Source organism: Micromonospora radicis, from assembly GCF_003583405.1.
GTDB lineage: Bacteria > Actinomycetota > Actinomycetes > Mycobacteriales > Micromonosporaceae > Micromonospora > Micromonospora radicis.
Window position 1 is genome coordinate 60,726 of the sequence record NZ_QXEC01000009.1, and the last position, 19,059, is coordinate 79,784.

Sequence of the window (19,059 nt, forward strand, 5' to 3'; positions counted from 1 at the left end):
CCCGATCGTCACACGTAGCGCGGTCACTCGACCACGGGGACGCCCCCGACATCCGGGGGCGTCGTATCTCAGGGTGGGGTCAGGGTCGTTTCCGGAGGCCGCTCGGGCGGCGCGCACAGCAGGATCGAGGCATGACCGACGACGCTGCCCAGCCACCCCGGCCGGAGCCGACGGAACCCGAGGCCGCCTGGGACCACACCCCGCCGCCGGTCGCGACGCCATCGCCCGCCGGAGCGCAGCGACCGACCGAACCGGAGTACGACCCGGGTGCCGCCGCGCCCACGCCCGACACCGCCCCGCCTGGTCCCGACGCCGCCCGACCCGGCGCCCCGGCCGACATCCCACGACCGCCGCCCGGTGGAGGCCCGGCCGGAGCACCGCCGCCCGGTGGAGGCCCGGCCGGAGCGCCGCCGCCCGGTGGAGGCCCGGCGGGCGCCGCCTTCGGCGGTGCCGGCTTCACCTCGCGGTACGGGCTGGTCCGCCCCCGCGACGGCCGATACCTGGCCGGGGTGTGTGCCGCCGTCGGCCGGGCCACCAACACCGACCCGGTGCTCTGGCGGGTGCTGTTGGCGGTGCTCGGCTTCTTCGGCGGCGTCGGCGTCCTGGTCTACGTGGCCGCCTGGCTGATCATCCCCGGTGAGGGCGACAGTGCCTCGCCGGTCGAGTCGATGCTGGGTCGCGGTCGGTCGAGCATGTCGCCGGTCACCGTGATCGTGCTCAGCGTCCTGGTCGCGGTGGGCTTCGGCTTCATCGTCACCGACGCGTTCCGCGCGGTGCTGCTCGGCGCGGCAATCCTGGTCGGCGGAGCGCTGCTGCTCAACCGGCAACAGCGGGAGACGTCCACCGCCGGGGCGCCACCGCCCGCGCCACCGACGCCACCGACCGCTCCGGTACCACCGGTCAGCTACCCCGCACCCATGGCGTACCCGCCGCCGCCCGGCTCCGGCCGTACCCCGACCACGCCCGCCTTCGCGCCGTACGCGCCGATGTCCGGCACCACCACCGCACCCGGCACACCCTCGCCCGGGCAGCCGGACGAGCCGACCCGGCCGCTGTCGCCGCCGACCTGGCCGACCGTCGGTACCCCGGCGGCACCACCGACCTACCGTCCCCCGTTCGCCCCACACGGCCCGTACGCGGGACCACCGCCCCCGCCCCCACCGTCACCGTCACCGTCACCGGCCAAGCCCAAGGCACCGAAGAAGCCCCGGGAGCGATCCGCGCTCGGCGCGGTGACCTTCTCGCTGATCTTCGTAGCGCTGGGGCTGGTGGTCATCCTCGACCTGCTCGGCATCTTCGGAATCGGCGCCTCCGCCTACTTCGCGGCGGCCCTCGCGGTGATCGGTCTCGGCCTGCTCGTGGGTACCTGGTTCGGTCGGGCCCGGTGGCTGATCGCCCTCGGCCTGGTGACCGCCGTCGCGCTGGGCGTGGCCACCGTCGCCGACTCGTACGACCGGGTACGCGGCGTCGGTGGCACGGTCACCTGGGCGCCGACCGACCACCGCGACCTCGCCGTCCGGTACGAACAGAGTTTCGCCGACGCGCTGCTCGACCTGCGGGCGATCGACTTCGACCAGCAGGACACCGAGATCACCGTGGTGATCAACTTCGGTGAGGCCACCGTTGTGGTGCCGCCGAACGTGGACGTGACCGTGGCGACCCAGGTGACCGCCGGTGATGCGAACGTCTTCGGTGAGCGGCGTTCCTGGGGCATGGACAACCAACGCCGGGAGACCGTCGACCTCGGCGCGGACGGCGCCGGCGGCGGAAAGCTGCGCCTGAACCTGCAGGTCAACGCCGGACACATGGAGGTGACCCGATGAAGGCCCACCGTACCGACCTGGTGTCGTTCGCCTTCGGGCTGCTCTTCCTCGCGCTCAGCGCCTGGTGGCTGCTGGCCCAGGTGCTCGGTCTCGTCCTGCCGCCGGTCGGCTGGTTCCTGGCCGGCGGGCTGATCCTGGTCGGCGCGCTCGGCCTGATCGGCGCGCTACGTTCGAGCCGGCACGGCAACACCGCCGCGCCGACCGGGCCGAGCAGCCCCGAACCGGCCGGGCCGGGCAGTACCGCGACGGGCAGTGCCACAGCGGGCAGTGCCGACCCGGGCGAGGCGGGCAGCGCCGACCCGGCCAGCGCCGAGCCCACCGAACCGGGCGTGTCCTGGCTGGACACCGACGGCGAGCCCGCGCGGCCGTGGGCGGAGACCAGCGCGGACCGTACGCTCGACCTGCCGGTCGACGACGGGGCCGCACCACCGCAGCCGCGCGGTCCCGCTGCCTGACCATGCGGCACCGCGTACCCGCCGCCTATGCTGGCCGGTGTGCTCCCGCCTGCGTCGGCCAGCCCGTCGCGGGCGTCCTTCGCGGGCCATCGGCTCGCGCGGGCCGCTCGCGGAAGGGCCGCTCGCGGAGGGGCCGACCCCGCCGCCGGCCGGTGATCTCGCGTCCGCCGCCATCAACTCGTCAGGAGCCCGTTCGACATGACCCAGTTCCCCGGTGTGCCCGCCCCCGGCCGGACCGGACCGGTCCGCCTCGGCGAGCGTGCCGCCCGCACACTCGTCTCCGAGCTCGCCCGGATCAACGACCCGAAGGCCGCCCTGCTGGTCGGCGCGGCCCCGGAGTCCGCGGTGCTGGCCGCCGCGATCGAGGCACTGCTGCCCGGTGACACTCTCACCGTGGTGCCGGGCGACTCGGTCGACGCCGCCGCGCTGCGGGAACACGTCACCGCCCAGGGTCGCTGGGTGGCCGACCGGGTCCGCGTCGTGGACAGCCTCGCCGAGGCCGAGCCGGCCGCGGTGGTCGTCGCCGGTGAAGCGCTCGTCGGCACCGCCGAGGAGGCCCGTGGTGTCGTCGAGACGCTGAGCAAGTACCTCACCGACGGGGCGGTGCTCAGCGTGGCCGCCGGGGTCGGCCGGACCGCCGGCGCCGCCGCCGAACTGGACCGGCAGGCCGCGCTGCACGGCGTCGGCAGCGACCTGGTGCTGCGCAACCAGATGCCGGTACGGATCCACCGGCTCCGCTTCACCCCGGCCGACGCGGCAGCGGCCGAGCGCCTGGCCCCGGCCTACCGCCCGTCGAGCGTGCCGCTCACCCGGGACATGCACATCGACTCCAACGGAGTGGCCGCCGCCGGGATCGCCCTCGGGCTTGCCGCGCTGACCCGGCTGGCCCGGCCGAAGTCGAAGCTGTGGCTGCTGCCCGCGCTGGCCGCCGCGCCGGTCGCCGCCTTCTTCCGTGACCCGGAGCGGGACGTGCCGGAGGATCCGTCGGCCGTGGTGGCCGCCGCCGACGGCCAGGTGCTGTCCGTGCAGCGGCTGCACGACGAACGGTTCGGCGACGGCGAGTTCCTGCGGATCGCGGTCTTCCTGTCGGTGCTCGACGTGCACGTCAACCGCGCACCGGTGGCCGGCAAGGTGGTGGACTACTTCGTCGCCGACGGCGGGTTCGTCAACGCGATGAAGCCGGACGCGGAGCACAACGTGGCCGCGTACACGGTGCTGGACACCACTCACGGGACGGTGGTGGTGGCGCAGCGGACCGGCCTGATCGCGCGCCGGATCGTGCAGCGCGCGCCGATCGGCACGCTGCTGGCGCGCGGCGAACGGTTCGGGCTGATCCGGTTCGGCTCGCGGACCGACGTCTACCTGCCGGCGGAGGCCGCCGACCCGCTGGTCGGGCCCGGCGACAAGGTGGTCGGCGGCGCCACCGTCATCGCCCGCTGGCGCTGACCGAGCCGTACGTGAGAAGGGGCGCTGCGGTCGACCGCGGCGCCCCTTCTCACGTACGAGGATCAGATGGTGCGACGCTGCCGCAGCCAGAGCACCGGGCCACTGATCAGGTAACCCACCACGATCAGGCCGAAGGTGAGCCGGATGTCGATCAGCGCGCCGACCACCGGCGCGAGCCATACCCACGGCGGCAGCTTGACCAGCCGGGCGAGCTTGGCGTACGGGAAGCTGCTGACCATGGTGAAGGCGAGCAGCGCCACCCCGGCGATCTGCACCGCGCCGGGCACGGGCAGGCCGATCACCACCATCAGGGCGAGTACCGCCGCCGCCATCGTGGTGGGTACGCCACAGAAGAACCGGCCGTCCTTGGGCGAGACGTTGAACCGGGCGAGCCGGATCGCCGCGCACGCCGCGACGAGCGCGGCGGCCACCCCGGCGGCGGCCGTCGGCACCTCACCGGCGAGCGAGGCGTAGACCACCACGGGCGCGGCGAGGCCGAAGGAGCACATGTCGGCCAGCGAGTCCATCTGGGCGCCGAACGGGCTGGACACGCCGAGCCGGCGGGCCAGCGCGCCGTCCAGGCCGTCGAAGGCGACGCAGGCGATGAGCAGCAGGGCGGCGAGGCGTACGTCGCCCCGCATGGCGACGAAGATCGCGTTGATGCCGAGCAGCAGACTGGCCAGGGTGCAGGCGTTGACCAGCGCGAACTTGGCCCGCCGGGCCATTGTGGGCTCGCCGGGCAGCAGCGGTACGGCGGTGGCCGTCGACTCGTCCGCGGCCGGGGATTCGACCATCGGTGTCGGTGTGACGGCGGGGCTGACCGGGGCGATCGTCTCGATCCGGGTCCGGTGGAACCGCTGCAGGCCGTAGCGGCGGCGGGGGCGGTCCGAATACCGGGGCTCGGGCAGCGCGTCGGTTCCGCCGTGCAGTTCCGCATCTCGGCGGCCGACGCGGACCAGCAGGACCTGACGGGCCAGGGTGCCGCTGCGGCGCAGCGGGCCCGTCCAGCTTCGCCCTGCGGGACGCGGGCTGTCAGTCGTACGACGCCGGCGCCATGGGGCTCTCGGCACGTTTCCTCCATCACCGGATCAGCTGACCGCCGTGCGGGCGGGTGTCCGGCTGCCTCGTGCCGGACCGTTCTGGCCCGGCAGCCATTTTGCGGAGTACACCATCGCACAAGGGGGTAGGGATTGGCGATAGCTGCCGGCGGTACTTATATCTCCCGTAACCGCGCGAAGCGGGCCTTTATTCCCATCTGGGCATGATCGCCCGTTTTCCTCCGTCAGCCCTACCTCCGACTGTACCGGAGCCAGGCACTCGGGGCTGATCAGCGAAGTTCCGCCCGGCCGCGACAGCCCGCTATGCGACAGCCGCCAGGGCATCGGCGGCAATCTCCGTCAACTGAAGTTCCCGCACTTCGGCAGAGGTGAACCAGGCGGCGCGGGCGGTGGAGCCACCGGCCAGTTCGGTCACCGCCGGCTCGGTCGGCACGTCCACCACCACCCGGTAGACCACCCGGATGCCGTGCCAGTCGATCGGGTACCCCTCCGGCCCGAGCGCGGCCGGAGTGTGCAGATTGTCCACCCCGATGAGCTGGGTCACCCGACCCAGCTGACCGGACTCTTCGACCAGTTCCCGTAGTAGCGCGGTGACAGGCTGCTCACCATGATCCGTGCCGCCGCCCGGCAGGTGCCACTGGCCGGCGCCCGGATAGCCGTCCGCGATCATCGCCAGCAGTACCCGGCCAGCGGGGTCGGTGACCAACCCGTACGCCCCGAAACGCTGCCGCCGGCCAGGCTCCGGCGCGCCGAACGGTTCCCGGCGCCGCAGCGCCTCCGGCGGCAGCGGTACGACCGGCAGGTCGAGGGCCTCCGCGGTGAACGGCAGCAGCGGCACCCCGGCCGCCTCGTCCGGCGCAAGAAAACCGGCCGGCTCGCCGCCGCGCTCGGCAGCGTCGGCGCCGCGCGCCACGGAGTCGGCACCGTACTCGGCCTCGGCGCCGCGCTCGGGCTCGGCGCCGCGCGCCACGGAGTCAGCGCCGCACTCGGGCTCGGCGCCGCACTCGAGCTCGGGCTCGGTGCTGTGCGCCACGGGCTCGTGCGGCCGACGACGTCCCGAGCGCGGCGCCTCGACCACCGGAGTCACGTCGAACAGCATCCGGTCGGTGTGCAGAGCCACCCCCAGGTCGGGGTACGGCACCACGTCCGCGACCACCGCCCGCAGCCCGGTCACCTCGACGACCAGACCCGTCTGCTCGGCAACCGCGCGGATCACCGCGGACGCCGGATGCTCGGCATGATCAAGGTCGCCGCCGGGCAACGACCACACACCCGGGAAGTCGGCGTGCGCGGAACCCCGCACGAGCAGAACCCGCCCGCCGTCGTCCCGCAGCACCCCGTACGCCCCCACCCGCCGCACCTGCCGCACACCCATCCCCCCGGCCTAGACCCCGTCGATCATGAAGTTATCGCCAGCCATGCCGGCGTGTCCCGACAGTAACTTCATGATCAACGCGCGGAGTGCGGGGCGGCGGAGTGGGGGGGTGGGGTGGGGGTCAGGTTAGGCGGGCGGCTTGGACGGCTTCGGCGGTCACTTCGGTGAGGCGGTCGGTGGGTAGGGCACCGAGTTCCTCCTGGGCGAACCAGCGGGCCTCACAGGTGGAGCCACCGACATCACCGACGGTGGGCGGAGCCGGCTGGTCCACCACCACCCGATAGAAGGCGCGTACGCCGTGCCAGTCGATCGGGTAGCCCTCGGGGCCGAGCGACGCCGCGTCCCGGTGGCTGGCGACGCCGAGCAGGCCGATCAGCCGCCCGGTCTGGCCGGTCTCCTCCACCAGTTCCCGGATCAGCGCCGCGCCCGGCTGCTCGCCGTAGTCGGTGCCGCCGCCCGGCAGGTGCCAACACCCGGCACCCGGGTAGCCGTCGGAGACCCGGGTCAGCAGTACCCGCCCGGCGGGATCGGTGACGACCGCGTACGCGGCGAAGCGCTGCGCCCGGTGCAGCCCGTCGGGGCCGGGTACGGCGTAGAAGGAGGGGAACTCCGGCGGCTCGTCCGGCACGATGTCCGCCGAGGAGGCGGGCAGCCCGAGGGCGCGGGCGGTGAACGAACGAAGCGGCAGTTGCCGGGCCTCGTCGACGGTGAACCAGCGGGCCAGATCGGTGGGCCGGTCGACCCGGTCGGTCAACGAACCGCCCCGGACCGAGACCCGGTAGACCAGTCGGTCGGTATGGATGGTGATGCCACGCTCGGGCAGTGCCCGCATGTCGGCCAGCACATCGTGCAGGCTGGCGACGGCCACCGACAGACCGGTCTCGGTGGCGGTCTCACGGACGACGGTGTGCTGGGGATCCTCGCCGTGGTCGACCGCCCCACCGGGCAGGGACCACGTACCGGGGGTGCCGGAGCGCTCCGATGCGCGAACCAGCAACACTCGGTCTACCGAATCAGTACAGACTGCGTATGCCGCGATCCTGCGGAGCGGCTCCAGCATGGTGGTCACGGAGCCAAATTCTCCCCGTGACCGGTTACCGGCGCGGAAAAGAGTCGGATTCCTGACTGATCGCTCCCCCCTGAGGCACAAGTCAGGGTATTGATCCGGGCGGTCACCGAGGTCGATGGCGGCCCCGGCGAGGAGCGTGGAGGCATGACTTCCACACCTCACGCCCCGTACAAGCAACTGCGCCGCCCGACCACCGACCGGATGGTCGCCGGGGTGGCCAGCGGCCTGGGCCGCTACTTCGGCGTCGACCCCACCCTGGTCCGCGTCGCGTTCGCGGTCGCCACGCTGATCACCGGCGGGATCGCCGCGCTGGCGTACCCGATCATGTGGTTCCTGATGCCCCAGGAGCCGACCGACGCTCCCGCCTGGCCGCACCCGGCGGGCGCCGCGTCACACGGGCCGACCGGCGGCCCGCCGTACCCTCCCGGCCCGACGGCCGCCACGCCGCACCCGGCCTGGCCCTTCCCGGCGCCCCAGCCCGCACCCGCGCCACAGTACGGACCGACACCCCAGCCCGCGCCGCAGTACGGACCGACCCCACCGGCCGGAGCGGCGCCGACCGCGCCGGTTCCGCAGGCAGGCCCGGCAGCACCCGGCCCGGCAGCACCCGCACCGCAGCAGGCGCCCGCACCGCAGCAGGCGGCGACCGGACCGGCGCCGCGATCGGCGGCGGGGACCGAACCGGGCCCGGCGGTGACCGGGCCGCAGTCCGACGAGACGGCCCGGACGCCTCAGCCGCCGGCCTGAGCCGGCGTCACTCCCACTCGATGGTGCCCGGCGGCTTGCTGGTGACATCCAGGACCACCCGGTTCACCTCGGCGACCTCGTTGGTGATCCGGGTGGAGATCCGGGCGATCACGTCGTAGGGCAGCCGGGACCAGTCGGCCGTCATCGCATCCTCGCTGGAGACCGGGCGCAGCACCACGGGGTGACCGTAGCTGCGCCCGTCACCCTGCACGCCGACGCTGCGCACGTCGGCCAGCAGCACCACCGGGAACTGCCAGACGTCCCGGTCCAGCCCGGCGGCGGTGAGTTCCTGGCGGGCGATGAAGTCGGCCCGGCGCAGCATGTCGAGCCGTTCCCGGTCGACCGCGCCGATGATCCGGATGGCCAGGCCGGGGCCGGGGAACGGGTGCCGCCAGACCATCGCCTCGGGCAGGCCGAGCTGGAGGCCGAGCGTACGGACCTCGTCCTTGAACAGCGTACGCAGCGGCTCCACCAGGGCGAACTTCAGATCCTCGGGTAGTCCGCCGACGTTGTGGTGACTCTTGATGTTGGCGGTGCCGGTGCCGCCACCGGACTCGACCACGTCCGGGTAGAGAGTGCCCTGGACCAGGAACTCGACGTCGCCGTGCGAGGCGATCTCCCGGGCGGCGGCCTCGAAGACCCGGATGAACTCCCGGCCGATGATCTTGCGCTTCTGCTCCGGGTCGGTCACCCCGGCCAGTGCGCCGAGGAACCGGTCGGCCGCGTCGACCACCTTGAGCTTGATGCCGGTGGCGGCTACGTAGTCCTTCTCCACCTGCTCGGCCTCGCCGGCACGCAGCAGGCCGTGGTCGACGAAGACACAGGTCAACTGGTCGCCGACGGCGCGGTGCACCAGCGCGGCGGCGACCGCGGAGTCCACCCCGCCGCTGAGGCCGCAGATGACCTCCTTGTCGCCGACCTGTTCGCGGATCCGGGCCACCTGCTCGTCGATGATGTTCTCAGGCGTCCAGGTCGGTTCGATCTCGGCGATCTCGTACAGGAAGCGGGTCAACATCTCCTGCCCGTGCGCGGTGTGCCCCACCTCGGGGTGGAACTGCACACCGGCCCGCCGCCCCGCCAGGTCCTCGAAGGCGGCCACCGGCGCGCCCGCCGACTCGGCGGTCACCGCGAAGCCCTCGGGCGCCTCGGTCACGCAGTCGCCGTGGCTCATCCAGACCGGCAGGTCGGCCGGTAGGTCCCGGAGCAGGACACCGGGTTCGAGCAGGCGCGGGCGCAGCGGGGTGCCGCCGTACTCGCGGCTGCCGGTGCGGGCCACCGTGCCGCCGAGCGCCCGGGCCATCGCCTGGAAGCCGTAGCAGATGCCGAAGACCGGCACACCGGTCTTGAACAGCCCGTCGTCGACCTGCGGGGCGCCCGGTTCGTAGACGCTGGCCGGGCCGCCGGACAGGATGATCGCGGCGGGGTTCTTGGCCAGCATCTCGGCCACGGGCATGGAGTGCGGGACGATCTCGGAGTAGACCCTCGCCTCACGCACCCGGCGGGCGATCAGCTGGGCGTACTGGGCACCGAAGTCGACCACGAGGACAGGGCGCGGCAGGCTCATAGCCGGCAATCCTACCGAGCGTGACGGCGCCTCCCCCGCCGCCCGCCCTCACCACCCCATCCTCGTCGATCTTGCACTTTCCGCCCCGTTATGCCCCTTATATGGCGCTATACGGCGACGCGAAGTGCAAGATCACGTACGTCAGGGGGTGGTGGGGAGGGGGTGGTAGGGGGAGCCGAGGGGTGGGCGGGGATCGGGGTCGCCCTTGTCGGGCCAGCGGGACATGGCGCGTTCGGCCTGTGCGGTGATGGTCAGCGAGGGGTTGACGCCAAGGTTGGCCGAGATCGCGGCGCCGTCCACCACGTGCAGGCCAGGATGGCCGAAGACCCGGTGGTACGGGTCGATCACCCCGTCGGCCGGGGACGTGCCGATCACCGCGCCGCCGAGGATGTGCGCCGTCATCGGGATGTCGAACGGCTCGGTCATTGCCCCGCCCGGCGTACCGTCGATCTCCTCGGCGAGCAGCCGTGCCGCCCGGTTGCCGGCCGGGATCCAGGTCGGGCTGGGGGTGCCGTGCCCCGGGCCGGCGACCAGCCGGCGGCCGAGCGGCCCGCGCCGCAGCCGGGTGGTCAGCGAGTTGTCCGCCGACTGCATCACCAGGGCGATCACCGTACGCTCCGACCAGCCGCGTACCGAGAGCATCGCGGCGGCCCGCCGGGGCTGCCGGACGAGTTGGCCGAGCCAGCGGCGCACCCGGTGCGGCCCGCCGTCGACCAGCAGCGACTGGAGCAGCCCCATCGCGTTCGAGCCGCGCCCGTAGCGGACCGGCTCGATGTGGGTCTGCGGGTCGGGGTGGAACGAACTGGTGATCGCCACCCCCTCGGTGAAGTCCACTCCCCTGGCCCGAGCCGCCCGGCGGGGGACGGACGCGCCGAGGATCGCCTCGGAGTTGGTCCGGGTCAGTTCGCCGAGCCGGGGCGAGAGCGCCGGCAGCGCGCCCCGCTCCCGCATCTCGTGCAGCAGCCGCTGGGTGCCCAGCGCCCCGGCCGCGAAGATCACCTGGTCGGCGTGGATCACCTGCCGCCGCCGACGGGCCCAGGCGCCGGTGCGCTCGGTGTGCACCGCGTACCCGTCGCCGTCGGGTCGTACCGCGGTCACGGTGGTCAGCGGGTGCACCTGTGCACCGAGCCGCTCGGCCAGCCAGAGATAGTTCTTGACCAGGGTGTTCTTCGCCCCGACCCGGCATCCGGTCAGGCAGGCGCCGCAGTGGGTGCAGCCGGTACGCGCCGGCCCGGCCCCGCCGAAGTACGGGTCGGCCACCCGCTCGCCCGGCCGCCCGATGTACACCCCGACCGGCGTGGCGTGGAAGGTGTCCGCCACCCCCATCCGCTCGGCCACCCGCCGCATCGCCCGGTCCGCGCCGGTGACGACCGGGTACGTGGTCACCCCGAGCATCCGCTTCGCCTCGGCGAAGTGCGGGGCGAGTTCGGCCCGCCAGTCGGTGATGTCGCGCCACTGCGGGTCGGCGTAGAAGCCCTCCAGCGGCTCGTACAGCGTGTTGGCGTAGACCAGCGAACCGCCACCGACCCCGGCACCGGAGAGCACCAGCACCCCACCGGCGGACCGCCGGTCGGCGGAGCGCAGCAGGGTGATCCGTTGCAGGCCGAAGCAGCCCAGTCGGGGTGCCCAGAGGAACCGGCGCAGCCGCCACGAGGTCCGTGGGAACTCGTGGTCGGCGAACCGCCGGCCGGCTTCCAGGACGCCGACCGAGTAGCCCTTCTCGGCCAGCCGCAGGGCGGCGACGCTGCCGCCGAAGCCCGACCCGATGACGACCACGTCGTACCGCATGCAGGCATCATTACCCGCGAGTAGCTCTCGCGCCAGGACGGATCCCGACGATCTCGCAGCGCGAACGCGTCGACTTCGCCGGACCGGGGGACATCCCGCAGCCGCACCACGACGTCGCACCGGCCGTCGGAGCCGACCCATACAATGCGACCGCTCGATGTGAGCGACATTCGAACGGGGAGGCTCGACATGAGAACAGCTCGGCTCGTCATGGCCGCGCTGGTGGCGCTTACCGTCTTCGCGGTCCCGGCGGCGGCCCAGGCCGCCGCCGGCCCGCAGATTCAGTACGCGACCAGCGAATTCGAGGGAAACACCGGCGTCCTGCTCGTCGGCATCCGGTCAGCCGCCGGAGTGTCCAAGGTGCACGCCGACGTCAAGAACAACACCGGCGAGGTCATCGCCTCCACCGCCTCGTTCTGGCGCTACCGCGGCGAGCCCGAGGACGAGAACCAGGTGTGGGCCACGCAGGAGCCGTTCATACTGCCCCAGCTGGGCTACTACCCGGTCGACGTCGAGGTGACCGACACCAACGGCGTCACCACCCGCGTGACGAACGCCGGGAGCTTGGCCTACGTCGTCGTGACGTACCTCGACTCGGTCACGGTCAAGCCGGCCACGGCGACCTACGACAGGCGGTCGGTCACCGTGACCGGCGTACTCAAGAGCCGCCAGCCCGGTTCGATGGAGATCCGGCGGGTGGCCGGCGCCCCCATCTCCCTGCTGAACAACGACTGGTACGAGACGACCACCGGCGCGGACGGCAAGTTCACTGCCGCGGTGCCGATCGTCGACGGCAACCGCAGGATCTTCATCAACTACGGGCACGACCCGGCCCGGCCCTACCACCTGTCGTCGTCCCACGACACGCCGGTCATCGCGATCAAGCCGCGCGCGACCAGGGTGACCGCGACGGTCTCGGCCAAGAAGGTGAAGGCCGGCGAGTCGGTCACCGTCTCCGGGACGGCCACGTGGAGTACCTCGGACGGCTGGACGCCGGTCTCCGCCGGTCAGGTCAACCTGCTCTCCTGCAACGATCAGGACTACTGCACCTACCTCGACGGCGTGCCGGTCACCGCCGACGGCAGCTACACGCTGACCGTGACGCCGTACGCGAGCACCACGCTCCGCGCCGCCTACTCCGCGCCGAACCGGCCGGACGGTCACTCGGACCCGTACGTGGCGCACAGCCAGCGGGACGTGGCGATCGCCGTGCTCCAGCCGTCGTCGATCTCGGACTTCACCGCCTCACGAGCGGCGGACGGTAGGGTGCACCTGCACGGGCACGTCCAGTTCCCGGGGAGCATGACGCCGGGGACCATTCCGGTCGAGTTCCAGTTCTCCGAGACCGGCACCGGTGACTGGGTCACCGTTGGCGACGACGACCAGTCGTACTGGGACGGCACGGGCTACGAGTTCGAGGGCCGGCTGACCGAGAACCGTTCCGGCTGGTGGCGAGCGCGGTACCCGGGTGACCCGGCCAACTTCCAGGCCGCGACCAGTAAGAAGATCTTCGTGCAGTGACCGTCGGGGTCCCCGGGATGACCGGGGGCCCACCTTCTCCCGACCACCACGATCTGCTCAACCCATGACGAAAGGTTCACGACCGTGGATCAGCGCAGTGGACCGTTCGGCGGGTCGACATCCTCGTGGACGTCGCGGGGAGGGAACCGGAGGCGGTTGACGCTGGCGCTGGCCGGTCTGGCGACCATCGCGGTACTCACGGTGATCGCGGTGGTGGCGACGCGGGGCCCCGACGACGAGCACACCACACCGGTCGCCACCACCGGCAGCCCGAGCCCGTCACCCAGCGTCAGCCCCAGCCCGAGCCCGCCGCCGGGGGCGGACATCACCGGCCCGCTGAACCTGCTGCTGGTGGGGGTGGACACCCGGGTCAGCGTGCCGGGTTGGGAGCCGCACGCCGACGCCGTGCTCATCCTGCACGTACCGGCCGGGTTGTCCCGGGCGTACCTCTTCTCGCTCCCCCGCGACCTGGTGGTGGACGTGCCGGCGTTCGAGGCCGCCGGCTACCGGGGTGGGCGGACCAAGCTCACCAACGCGATGAGCTACGGCAGCCGGGTACCGGACGAGCCGAAGAAGCCGGATCCGGCCCAGGGCTACGAGTTGCTGAGCAAGGTGGTCAGCGACTACACCGGCCTGCGGTTCGACGCCGGTGCGGTGCTCACCTTCGGCGGGTTCGACCGGCTGGTGGACAGCCTCGGCGGTGTGGACATCGAGATCGACCAGCGGGTCGTCTCGCGGCACCGCCAGCCGGACGGCAAGCACCGCTCGCCCGGCCCCGGTGTCGGCGGCTACGTCGGGCCGCAGATGGTGTACGAGCCCGGCGAGGCCCACCTCAACGGCTGGCAGGCGCTGGACTACGCCCGGCAGCGTTACCTGCCCGGCGGCGACTACACCCGGCAACGCCACCAGCAGCAGCTGATCCGGTCGATGGTCGGCAAGATCCTCGACACGGACCTGGCCCGCCAGCCGGAGCGGATCGAGCAGGTGGTCGCGGCGCTCGACGACATGCTCCTCTACGTCGGCGGACGCCGGATCGTGGAGTTCGCGTACGCCCTCGGCGGGTTGTCGCCGGAGGCGATCACGCTGGTCGGCCTGCCCGGGTTGGCGGTCGGCCGGGGCAACGCCTACCGGGGCGAGGAACTGACCCAGGTCGGCCGCCGCTTCCTCACCGAACTGCGGGCCGGTCGGGTCGACGAGTTCCTCGCCGACAACCCGAAACTCAAGGTGCCCCGCTAGCCGAGGGTCAGGGCAGGTCGGGCGGGGTGGCGCCGGTCAACCAGGCGTCGAAGAACGGGCCCAGCGGGCGACCGGCGACCCGCTCGGCCAGGGCGACGAAGTCGTCCGTGGTCGCGGTGCCGTCCCGCCGCTCGGTGACCCAGGTGCGCAGGATCTGGAAGAAGACGTCGTCGCCGACCGTCCGCCGCAGGGCGTGCACGGCCAGCGCCCCGCGCTTGTAGACGGCGGTGCTGAACAGCTGCCCGGGACCGGGGTCCAGGGTGCGCCGGGACCAGTCCGTGACGGCGTACTGCTGCTCGAAGTTGCGTTGGGCGGTGCGCCCGCCGTCGTGCTCCTCCCACAGCCACTCGGCGTAACTGGCGAAGCCCTCGTTGAGCCAGATGTCGCTCCACCGGGCCAGGGCCACGCTGTTGCCGAACCACTGATGGGCCAACTCGTGGACGACCACCCCGTAGTTCGGTTCGCCGGAACGGAAGAATCCCGGCCCGTAGACCGGCCTCGACTGCGTCTCCAGCGCGTACCCGATCCGCTCGTCGGCCACCACCACCCCGCCGTACGCCTCGAACGGGTACGGCCCGAAGAGACCGGCCAGGTAGTCCGCGATCTCCCCGGTCCGGGCCAGCGACCTGGCCTCGGGCCCGGTCGCCGGCAACTCGGTCGGTACGGCGGTGACCAACGGCTTGCCGTCGTGACTGCCGTCCTCCACCCGATAGTCGCCGATCACCAGTGTGGTCAGGTAACTCGCCATCGGCGAGCGCTCGGCCCACCGCCAGGTCGTCCAGCCGTCGTCCGTGGTCCGCTCCCCCGGCACCCCGTTGCTCAGCGCCGCGAGCCCCGCCGGGACGGTCACCTCGATGTCGTAGGTGGCCTTGTCCGAGGGGTGGTCGTTGACCGGGAACCAGGTCGCCGCCGAGTGTGGTTGGCCGAGGGCGATGGCCCCGTCGTCGGTGTGCTGGAAGCCGCCGCCGCCCAGCACACCGTCGGTGACCGGTTCCGGCACACCGGCGTACGCCACCTCGACGGTGAACCGGCTGCCCTTGCCGAGCCCCTGACGCGGGGTCACGGTCAGTTCGCCGTCGGCGTGCCGGTGCTCGGCCGGAGCACCGTCCACGGTGACCGTGCCGACCCGCAGGCCGACCAGGTCGAGGTTGAACCGGCTCAGCGGCTGGGTGGCCGTGGCGGTGACCTCGGCCCGACCGGTGAGCCGGTCGTCGGCCGGGTCGTACCGCACCGCGAGTCGGTAGTGGTCGACGTCGTAGCCACCGTTGCCGCTGCCCGGCACGTACGGGTCGGCGAGGTCCACACTGCCCGGTCGGAACCCGTCCCGATCCTCGCCGCCGGTGCAGCTGACCAGCGCGACCGCGGCCACCACCGCGACCGCCAGCCCGCGCACGTGCCGCCCCACCACCCTGTTCACCCGCCGAGCCTACCGCCGCCAGCCGCGTCGATCATGGACTTGGGTTCGCCGATACGTGCCGGTTTCGGGCGATCCGTCGGGACCGTGAGTTCCATGATCGACGCGGCGAGGGAGGTGCGGGCGCGGCGAGGGAGGTGCGGGTCAGCGGTCCAGGACCAGGCCTACCTTCTGGAATTCCTTGAGGTCGCGGTAGCCGCACTTGGCCATGGCCCGGCGCAGGCCGCCGAAGAGGTTGAGCTGGCCGTCGGGCTCGTCGGCCGGGCCGAAGAGGAGACGCTCCATGGAGCCGAGGGGGGCGTCGGCGGTCTCGAAGGCACCCCGGGGCAGCGAGGGGTGGCTGGCCGCGGAGTGCCACCAGGTGCCGCCGGCCGGAGCCTCGTCACAGAGCGACAGCGGCTCGCCGAGCATCACCGCGTCCGCGCCGCAGCCGAGGGCCTTGGCGATGTCACCGGAGGTACGGATGTCACCGTCGGCGATCAGGTGCACATACCGGCCGCCGGTCTCGTCCAGGTAGTCCCGGCGGGCCGCGGCGGCGTCGGCGATCGCGGTGGCCATCGGCACCCGGATGCCGAGTACCGACTCGGTGGTGGACCACTCGTCGCCGCCGATGCCGATGATCACGCCGGCCGCGCCGGTACGCATCAGGTGCAACGCGGTCTTGTAGTCGGTGCAACCGCCGACGATGACCGGCAGGTCCAGGTCGGCGATGAACTCCTTGAGGTTGAGCGGCTCGTCGGTGGTCGAGACGTGCTCGGCCGAGACGATGGTGCCCTGGATGACCAGGATGTCCACGCCCGCGTCGAGGATGACCGGGGCCAACGCCAAGGTGTGCTGCGGGGAGACCCGCACGGCCACCGTGCCGCCGCCCTCGCGCAGCTCACGTACCCGCTCGGTGATCAGGTCCGGCCGGATCGGCTCGGCGTACACCTCCTGGAGTCGCTTGGTGGCGCGGGCCTCCTCGTCCAGCCCGGCCAGCTCCTCGAGCACCTTGGTCGGGTTCTCGTAGCGGGTCCACAACCCCTCGACGTTGAGCACGCCGAGCCCGCCGAGCTGGCCGAGCCGCACCGCCGAGGCCGGGCTCATGGTCGCGTCCGAGGGGTGCCCCACGCAGGGGATGCCGAACTGGTACGCGTCGAGCTGCCAACCGGTGGAGACGTCGTCGACGTCGCGGGTCCGGCGCGAGGGCACGATGGCGATGTCGTCCAGGTGGTAGCCGCGCTGCGCGGTCTTGCCCAGCCCGATCTCGACCACGTCACGCATGGGGCACTCCAGGTGTGTTCAGGGGTGGTGGGGGGTGTCAGCGGGTGTGGTAGTTGGGTGCCTCGACGGTCATCTGGATGTCGTGCGGGTGGCTCTCCTTGAGCCCGGCCGCGGTGATCCGGATCAGCTGGCCCCGCTGGTGCAGCTCGGCGATGCTCTCCGCGCCCGCGTACCCCATCGCCAGCCGCAGCCCGCCGACCAGCTGGTGCGCCACCCGGGACAGCGGCCCCCGGTACGGCACCTGACCCTCGACGCCCTCCGGGACCAGCTTCTCGTCGCTGGTCACGTCCTGCTGGAAGTAACGGTCCTTGGAGTACGACTTGGCCTGTCCCCGGGATTGCATCGCGCCGAGCGAGCCCATCCCCCGGTACGCCTTGAACTGCTTGCCGTTGACGAAGATCAGCTCACCAGGGCTCTCCTCGCAGCCGGCCAGCAGGCTGCCGAGCATCACCGTGTCGGCGCCGGAGACCAGCGCCTTGGCGATGTCGCCGGAGTACTGGATGCCGCCGTCGCCGATCACCGGCACCCCGGCCGGGCGGGCCGCCCGGGTGGCCTCCATGATCGCCGTGATCTGCGGCACGCCGACGCCGGCAACGATCCGGGTGGTGCAGATGGCCCCCGGCCCGACACCCACCTTGACTCCGTCGGCACCGGCATCCACCAGTGCCTTCGCCCCGGCATAGGTGGCCACGTTGCCGCCGACGATGTCGATCGCCACGTCCTTCTTGAGCCGGCTGACCATCTCCAGCACGGCCCGCTGGTGCCCGTGCGCGGTGTCCACGATGATCACGTCGACCCCGGCGTCGACAAGCACCCGGGCCCGCTTGTACGAGTCCTCGCCGACGCCGATCGCCGCGGCCACCCGCAGCCGGCCGGCGTCGTCCTTGGTGGCGTTCGGGTACTGCTCGCTCTTGGTGAAGTCCTTGACGGTGATCAGCCCGCGCAGCTTGCCGGAGCCGTCGACGATCGGCAGCTTCTCGACCTTGTGCTGGCGCAGCAGGGCCAGCGCCTCGTCCTTGCTCACCCCGACCGACGCGGTGACCAGCGGCGCCCGGGTCATGATCTCGCGCACCGGCGTGGCCGGGTCGGAGACGAAACGCATGTCCCGGTTGGTGACGATGCCGACGAGTTCCCCCTCGGCGTCCACCACCGGCACACCGGAGATGCGGTAGCGCCCACAGAGCTGGTCCACGTCCCGCAGGGTGTCGTCCGGACTGGCGGTCACCGGGTTGGTGATCATGCCCGACTCGGAGCGCTTCACCAGGTCGACCTGGAGCGCCTGGTCCTCGACCGAGAGGTTGCGGTGCAGCACGCCGATGCCGCCCTGGCGGGCCATCGCGATCGCCATCCGCGCCTCGGTGACCGTGTCCATCGCGCTGGACAGCAGCGGGATGGAGAGGGTGACGTTGCGGGTCAGCCGGGTGACGGTGTTCACCCGGCTGGGCACCACGTCCGACTCGCCGGGCTGGAGCAGCACGTCGTCGAAGGTCAGCCCCAGCGGCACCACCCGGGCCGAACCGGCGGGCAGCTCGGGCAGGTGACCGCCCAGCTCACCGGCATCGGTGCCGGCGGAAAGGTCGGTGTGGGCCGGATTCTCCACGATTGCGCTCCTGAGCTGCTCGAACGGGCTTCAGTGAGATTGGCACTGGTGGCACCGGCGAAGGCCGGGCGAGATGCGTCGGCTTCATCGTACCCATCCGCCCCGGTGCCGCCCGCGAGCGGCGGCCCGCGTCGTGACCGGCCGCATCCTGGTGCCCGACGGGCCGCGTCCCTGATGGCCCCACGGGCCGCGTCCCTGATGGCCCGTGGGAGGCCCCGCTGCCGGCATGCCCGAAGGGGGACGGGCGTCGAAGGGTGCTTGGGTCTACGGTGAGAGGGTGCAAGACGAGCCCATCGACCCGTTCACCGGCGACCCGGCCGATCCGGCGGCCGGTCTGGACGACCCCGGCCAGGACGCCCCGCTGGACCCGCTGACCGACGTCGAGCGACAGGACGTCCTGGAGGATCTCGCCGACCTGGAGATCTACCAGGCGCTGCTCGCGCCGATCGGGGTACGTGGGCTCGTCATCGAGTGCGAGGACTGCCGGGAGCCGCACTACTTCGACTGGGATCTGCTCCGGGGCAACCTGCGCCACCTGCTCAGCTCCGGTCGCCCCCGGGTGCACGAGCCGGCGTACGACCCCGACCCCGACCACTACGTCACCTGGGACTACGCGCGCGGCTACGCCGACGGGGTGCACGACACCCTCAGCGAGGGCACCGAGGACGAGGCCAGCTCTCGGGACTGACCCTCGCCACGG

Annotated in this window: 14 protein-coding genes and 1 pseudogene; 7 read left to right on the forward strand and 8 right to left on the reverse strand. The window is 72.4% G+C overall.

From position 1 onward, the window contains the following. Window positions 1-131: 131 nt before the first annotated feature. The 3 genes from D2L64_RS11595 (at window position 132) to D2L64_RS11605 (ending at window position 3,724) form a co-directional block, all read left to right on the forward strand. Complete coding sequence (locus D2L64_RS11595) at window positions 132-1,823, forward strand: PspC domain-containing protein (protein ID WP_119575270.1); 1,692 nt, start codon at window positions 132-134, stop codon at window positions 1,821-1,823. Continuing rightward, window positions 1,820-2,278, forward strand: a complete 459-nt coding sequence (locus D2L64_RS28495; RefSeq protein WP_119575272.1) for a hypothetical protein — start codon at window positions 1,820-1,822, stop codon at window positions 2,276-2,278. Before D2L64_RS11595 ends, D2L64_RS28495 begins: the two co-directional genes overlap by 4 nt. A gap of 198 nt (window positions 2,279-2,476) precedes the next feature. After that, on the forward strand, window positions 2,477-3,724 hold the full coding sequence (locus D2L64_RS11605; protein ID WP_119575274.1) for a phosphatidylserine decarboxylase: 1,248 nt from the start codon (window positions 2,477-2,479) through the stop codon (window positions 3,722-3,724). Between the two features lie 62 nt (window positions 3,725-3,786). On the opposite strand, the gene D2L64_RS11610 is transcribed toward D2L64_RS11605, so the two are convergent. The 3 genes from D2L64_RS11610 to D2L64_RS11620 form a co-directional block, all read right to left on the reverse strand. After that, window positions 3,787-4,719 (reverse strand): CDP-alcohol phosphatidyltransferase family protein, encoded by a 933-nt coding sequence (locus D2L64_RS11610; RefSeq protein WP_119575497.1) that lies wholly within the window; start codon window positions 4,717-4,719, stop codon window positions 3,787-3,789. A 364-nt stretch (window positions 4,720-5,083) separates the two neighbouring features. Further along, the gene (locus D2L64_RS11615; protein ID WP_119575276.1) at window positions 5,084-6,157 is read right to left on the reverse strand and encodes an NUDIX hydrolase; all 1,074 of its coding nucleotides are present in this window, start codon (window positions 6,155-6,157) and stop codon (window positions 5,084-5,086) included. Window positions 6,158-6,278: 121 nt separating this feature from the next. Then, window positions 6,279-7,226, reverse strand: coding sequence for an NUDIX hydrolase (locus tag D2L64_RS11620; RefSeq protein WP_119575278.1), 948 nt, complete (start codon window positions 7,224-7,226; stop codon window positions 6,279-6,281). A gap of 144 nt (window positions 7,227-7,370) precedes the next feature. Between D2L64_RS11620 and D2L64_RS11625 the strand changes: the two are divergent. Then, window positions 7,371-7,661, forward strand: a pseudogene (locus tag D2L64_RS11625) (PspC domain-containing protein); the annotation flags it as partial. Window positions 7,662-7,980: 319 nt separating this feature from the next. Here D2L64_RS11625 and guaA read toward each other — a convergent pair. Continuing rightward, window positions 7,981-9,537 (reverse strand): glutamine-hydrolyzing GMP synthase, encoded by a 1,557-nt coding sequence (gene guaA / locus D2L64_RS11630; protein ID WP_119575280.1) that lies wholly within the window; start codon window positions 9,535-9,537, stop codon window positions 7,981-7,983. A gap of 141 nt (window positions 9,538-9,678) precedes the next feature. Continuing rightward, window positions 9,679-11,325: an FAD-dependent oxidoreductase gene (locus D2L64_RS11635; protein WP_119575282.1), complete on the reverse strand. Its 1,647-nt coding sequence runs from the start codon at window positions 11,323-11,325 to the stop codon at window positions 9,679-9,681. Window positions 11,326-11,514: 189 nt separating this feature from the next. Between D2L64_RS11635 and D2L64_RS11640 the strand changes: the two genes are divergently transcribed. Further along, window positions 11,515-12,846, forward strand: a complete 1,332-nt coding sequence (locus D2L64_RS11640; RefSeq protein ID WP_147376228.1) for a hypothetical protein — start codon at window positions 11,515-11,517, stop codon at window positions 12,844-12,846. 156 nt (window positions 12,847-13,002) lie between these two features. Continuing rightward, entirely contained in the window at window positions 13,003-14,082 is a 1,080-nt protein-coding gene (locus D2L64_RS11645; protein WP_119575286.1) for an LCP family protein, read from the forward strand. Window positions 14,083-14,089: 7 nt separating this feature from the next. Here D2L64_RS11645 and D2L64_RS11650 read toward each other — a convergent pair whose 3' ends face one another. The 3 genes from D2L64_RS11650 to guaB form a co-directional block, all read right to left on the reverse strand. Next, window positions 14,090-15,490, reverse strand: a complete 1,401-nt coding sequence (locus D2L64_RS11650) for a M1 family metallopeptidase (RefSeq protein WP_119575499.1) — start codon at window positions 15,488-15,490, stop codon at window positions 14,090-14,092. A 150-nt stretch (window positions 15,491-15,640) separates the two neighbouring features. Next, entirely contained in the window at window positions 15,641-16,759 is a 1,119-nt protein-coding gene (locus D2L64_RS11655) for a GuaB3 family IMP dehydrogenase-related protein (protein WP_119575288.1), read from the reverse strand. A 37-nt stretch (window positions 16,760-16,796) separates the two neighbouring features. After that, complete coding sequence (gene guaB / locus D2L64_RS11660; protein ID WP_119575290.1) at window positions 16,797-18,359, reverse strand: IMP dehydrogenase; 1,563 nt, start codon at window positions 18,357-18,359, stop codon at window positions 16,797-16,799. 277 nt (window positions 18,360-18,636) lie between these two features. Between guaB and D2L64_RS11665 the strand changes: the two genes are divergently transcribed. Further along, on the forward strand, window positions 18,637-19,047 hold the full coding sequence (locus D2L64_RS11665; protein ID WP_119575292.1) for a DUF5319 domain-containing protein: 411 nt from the start codon (window positions 18,637-18,639) through the stop codon (window positions 19,045-19,047). Window positions 19,048-19,059: the final 12 nt, after the last annotated feature.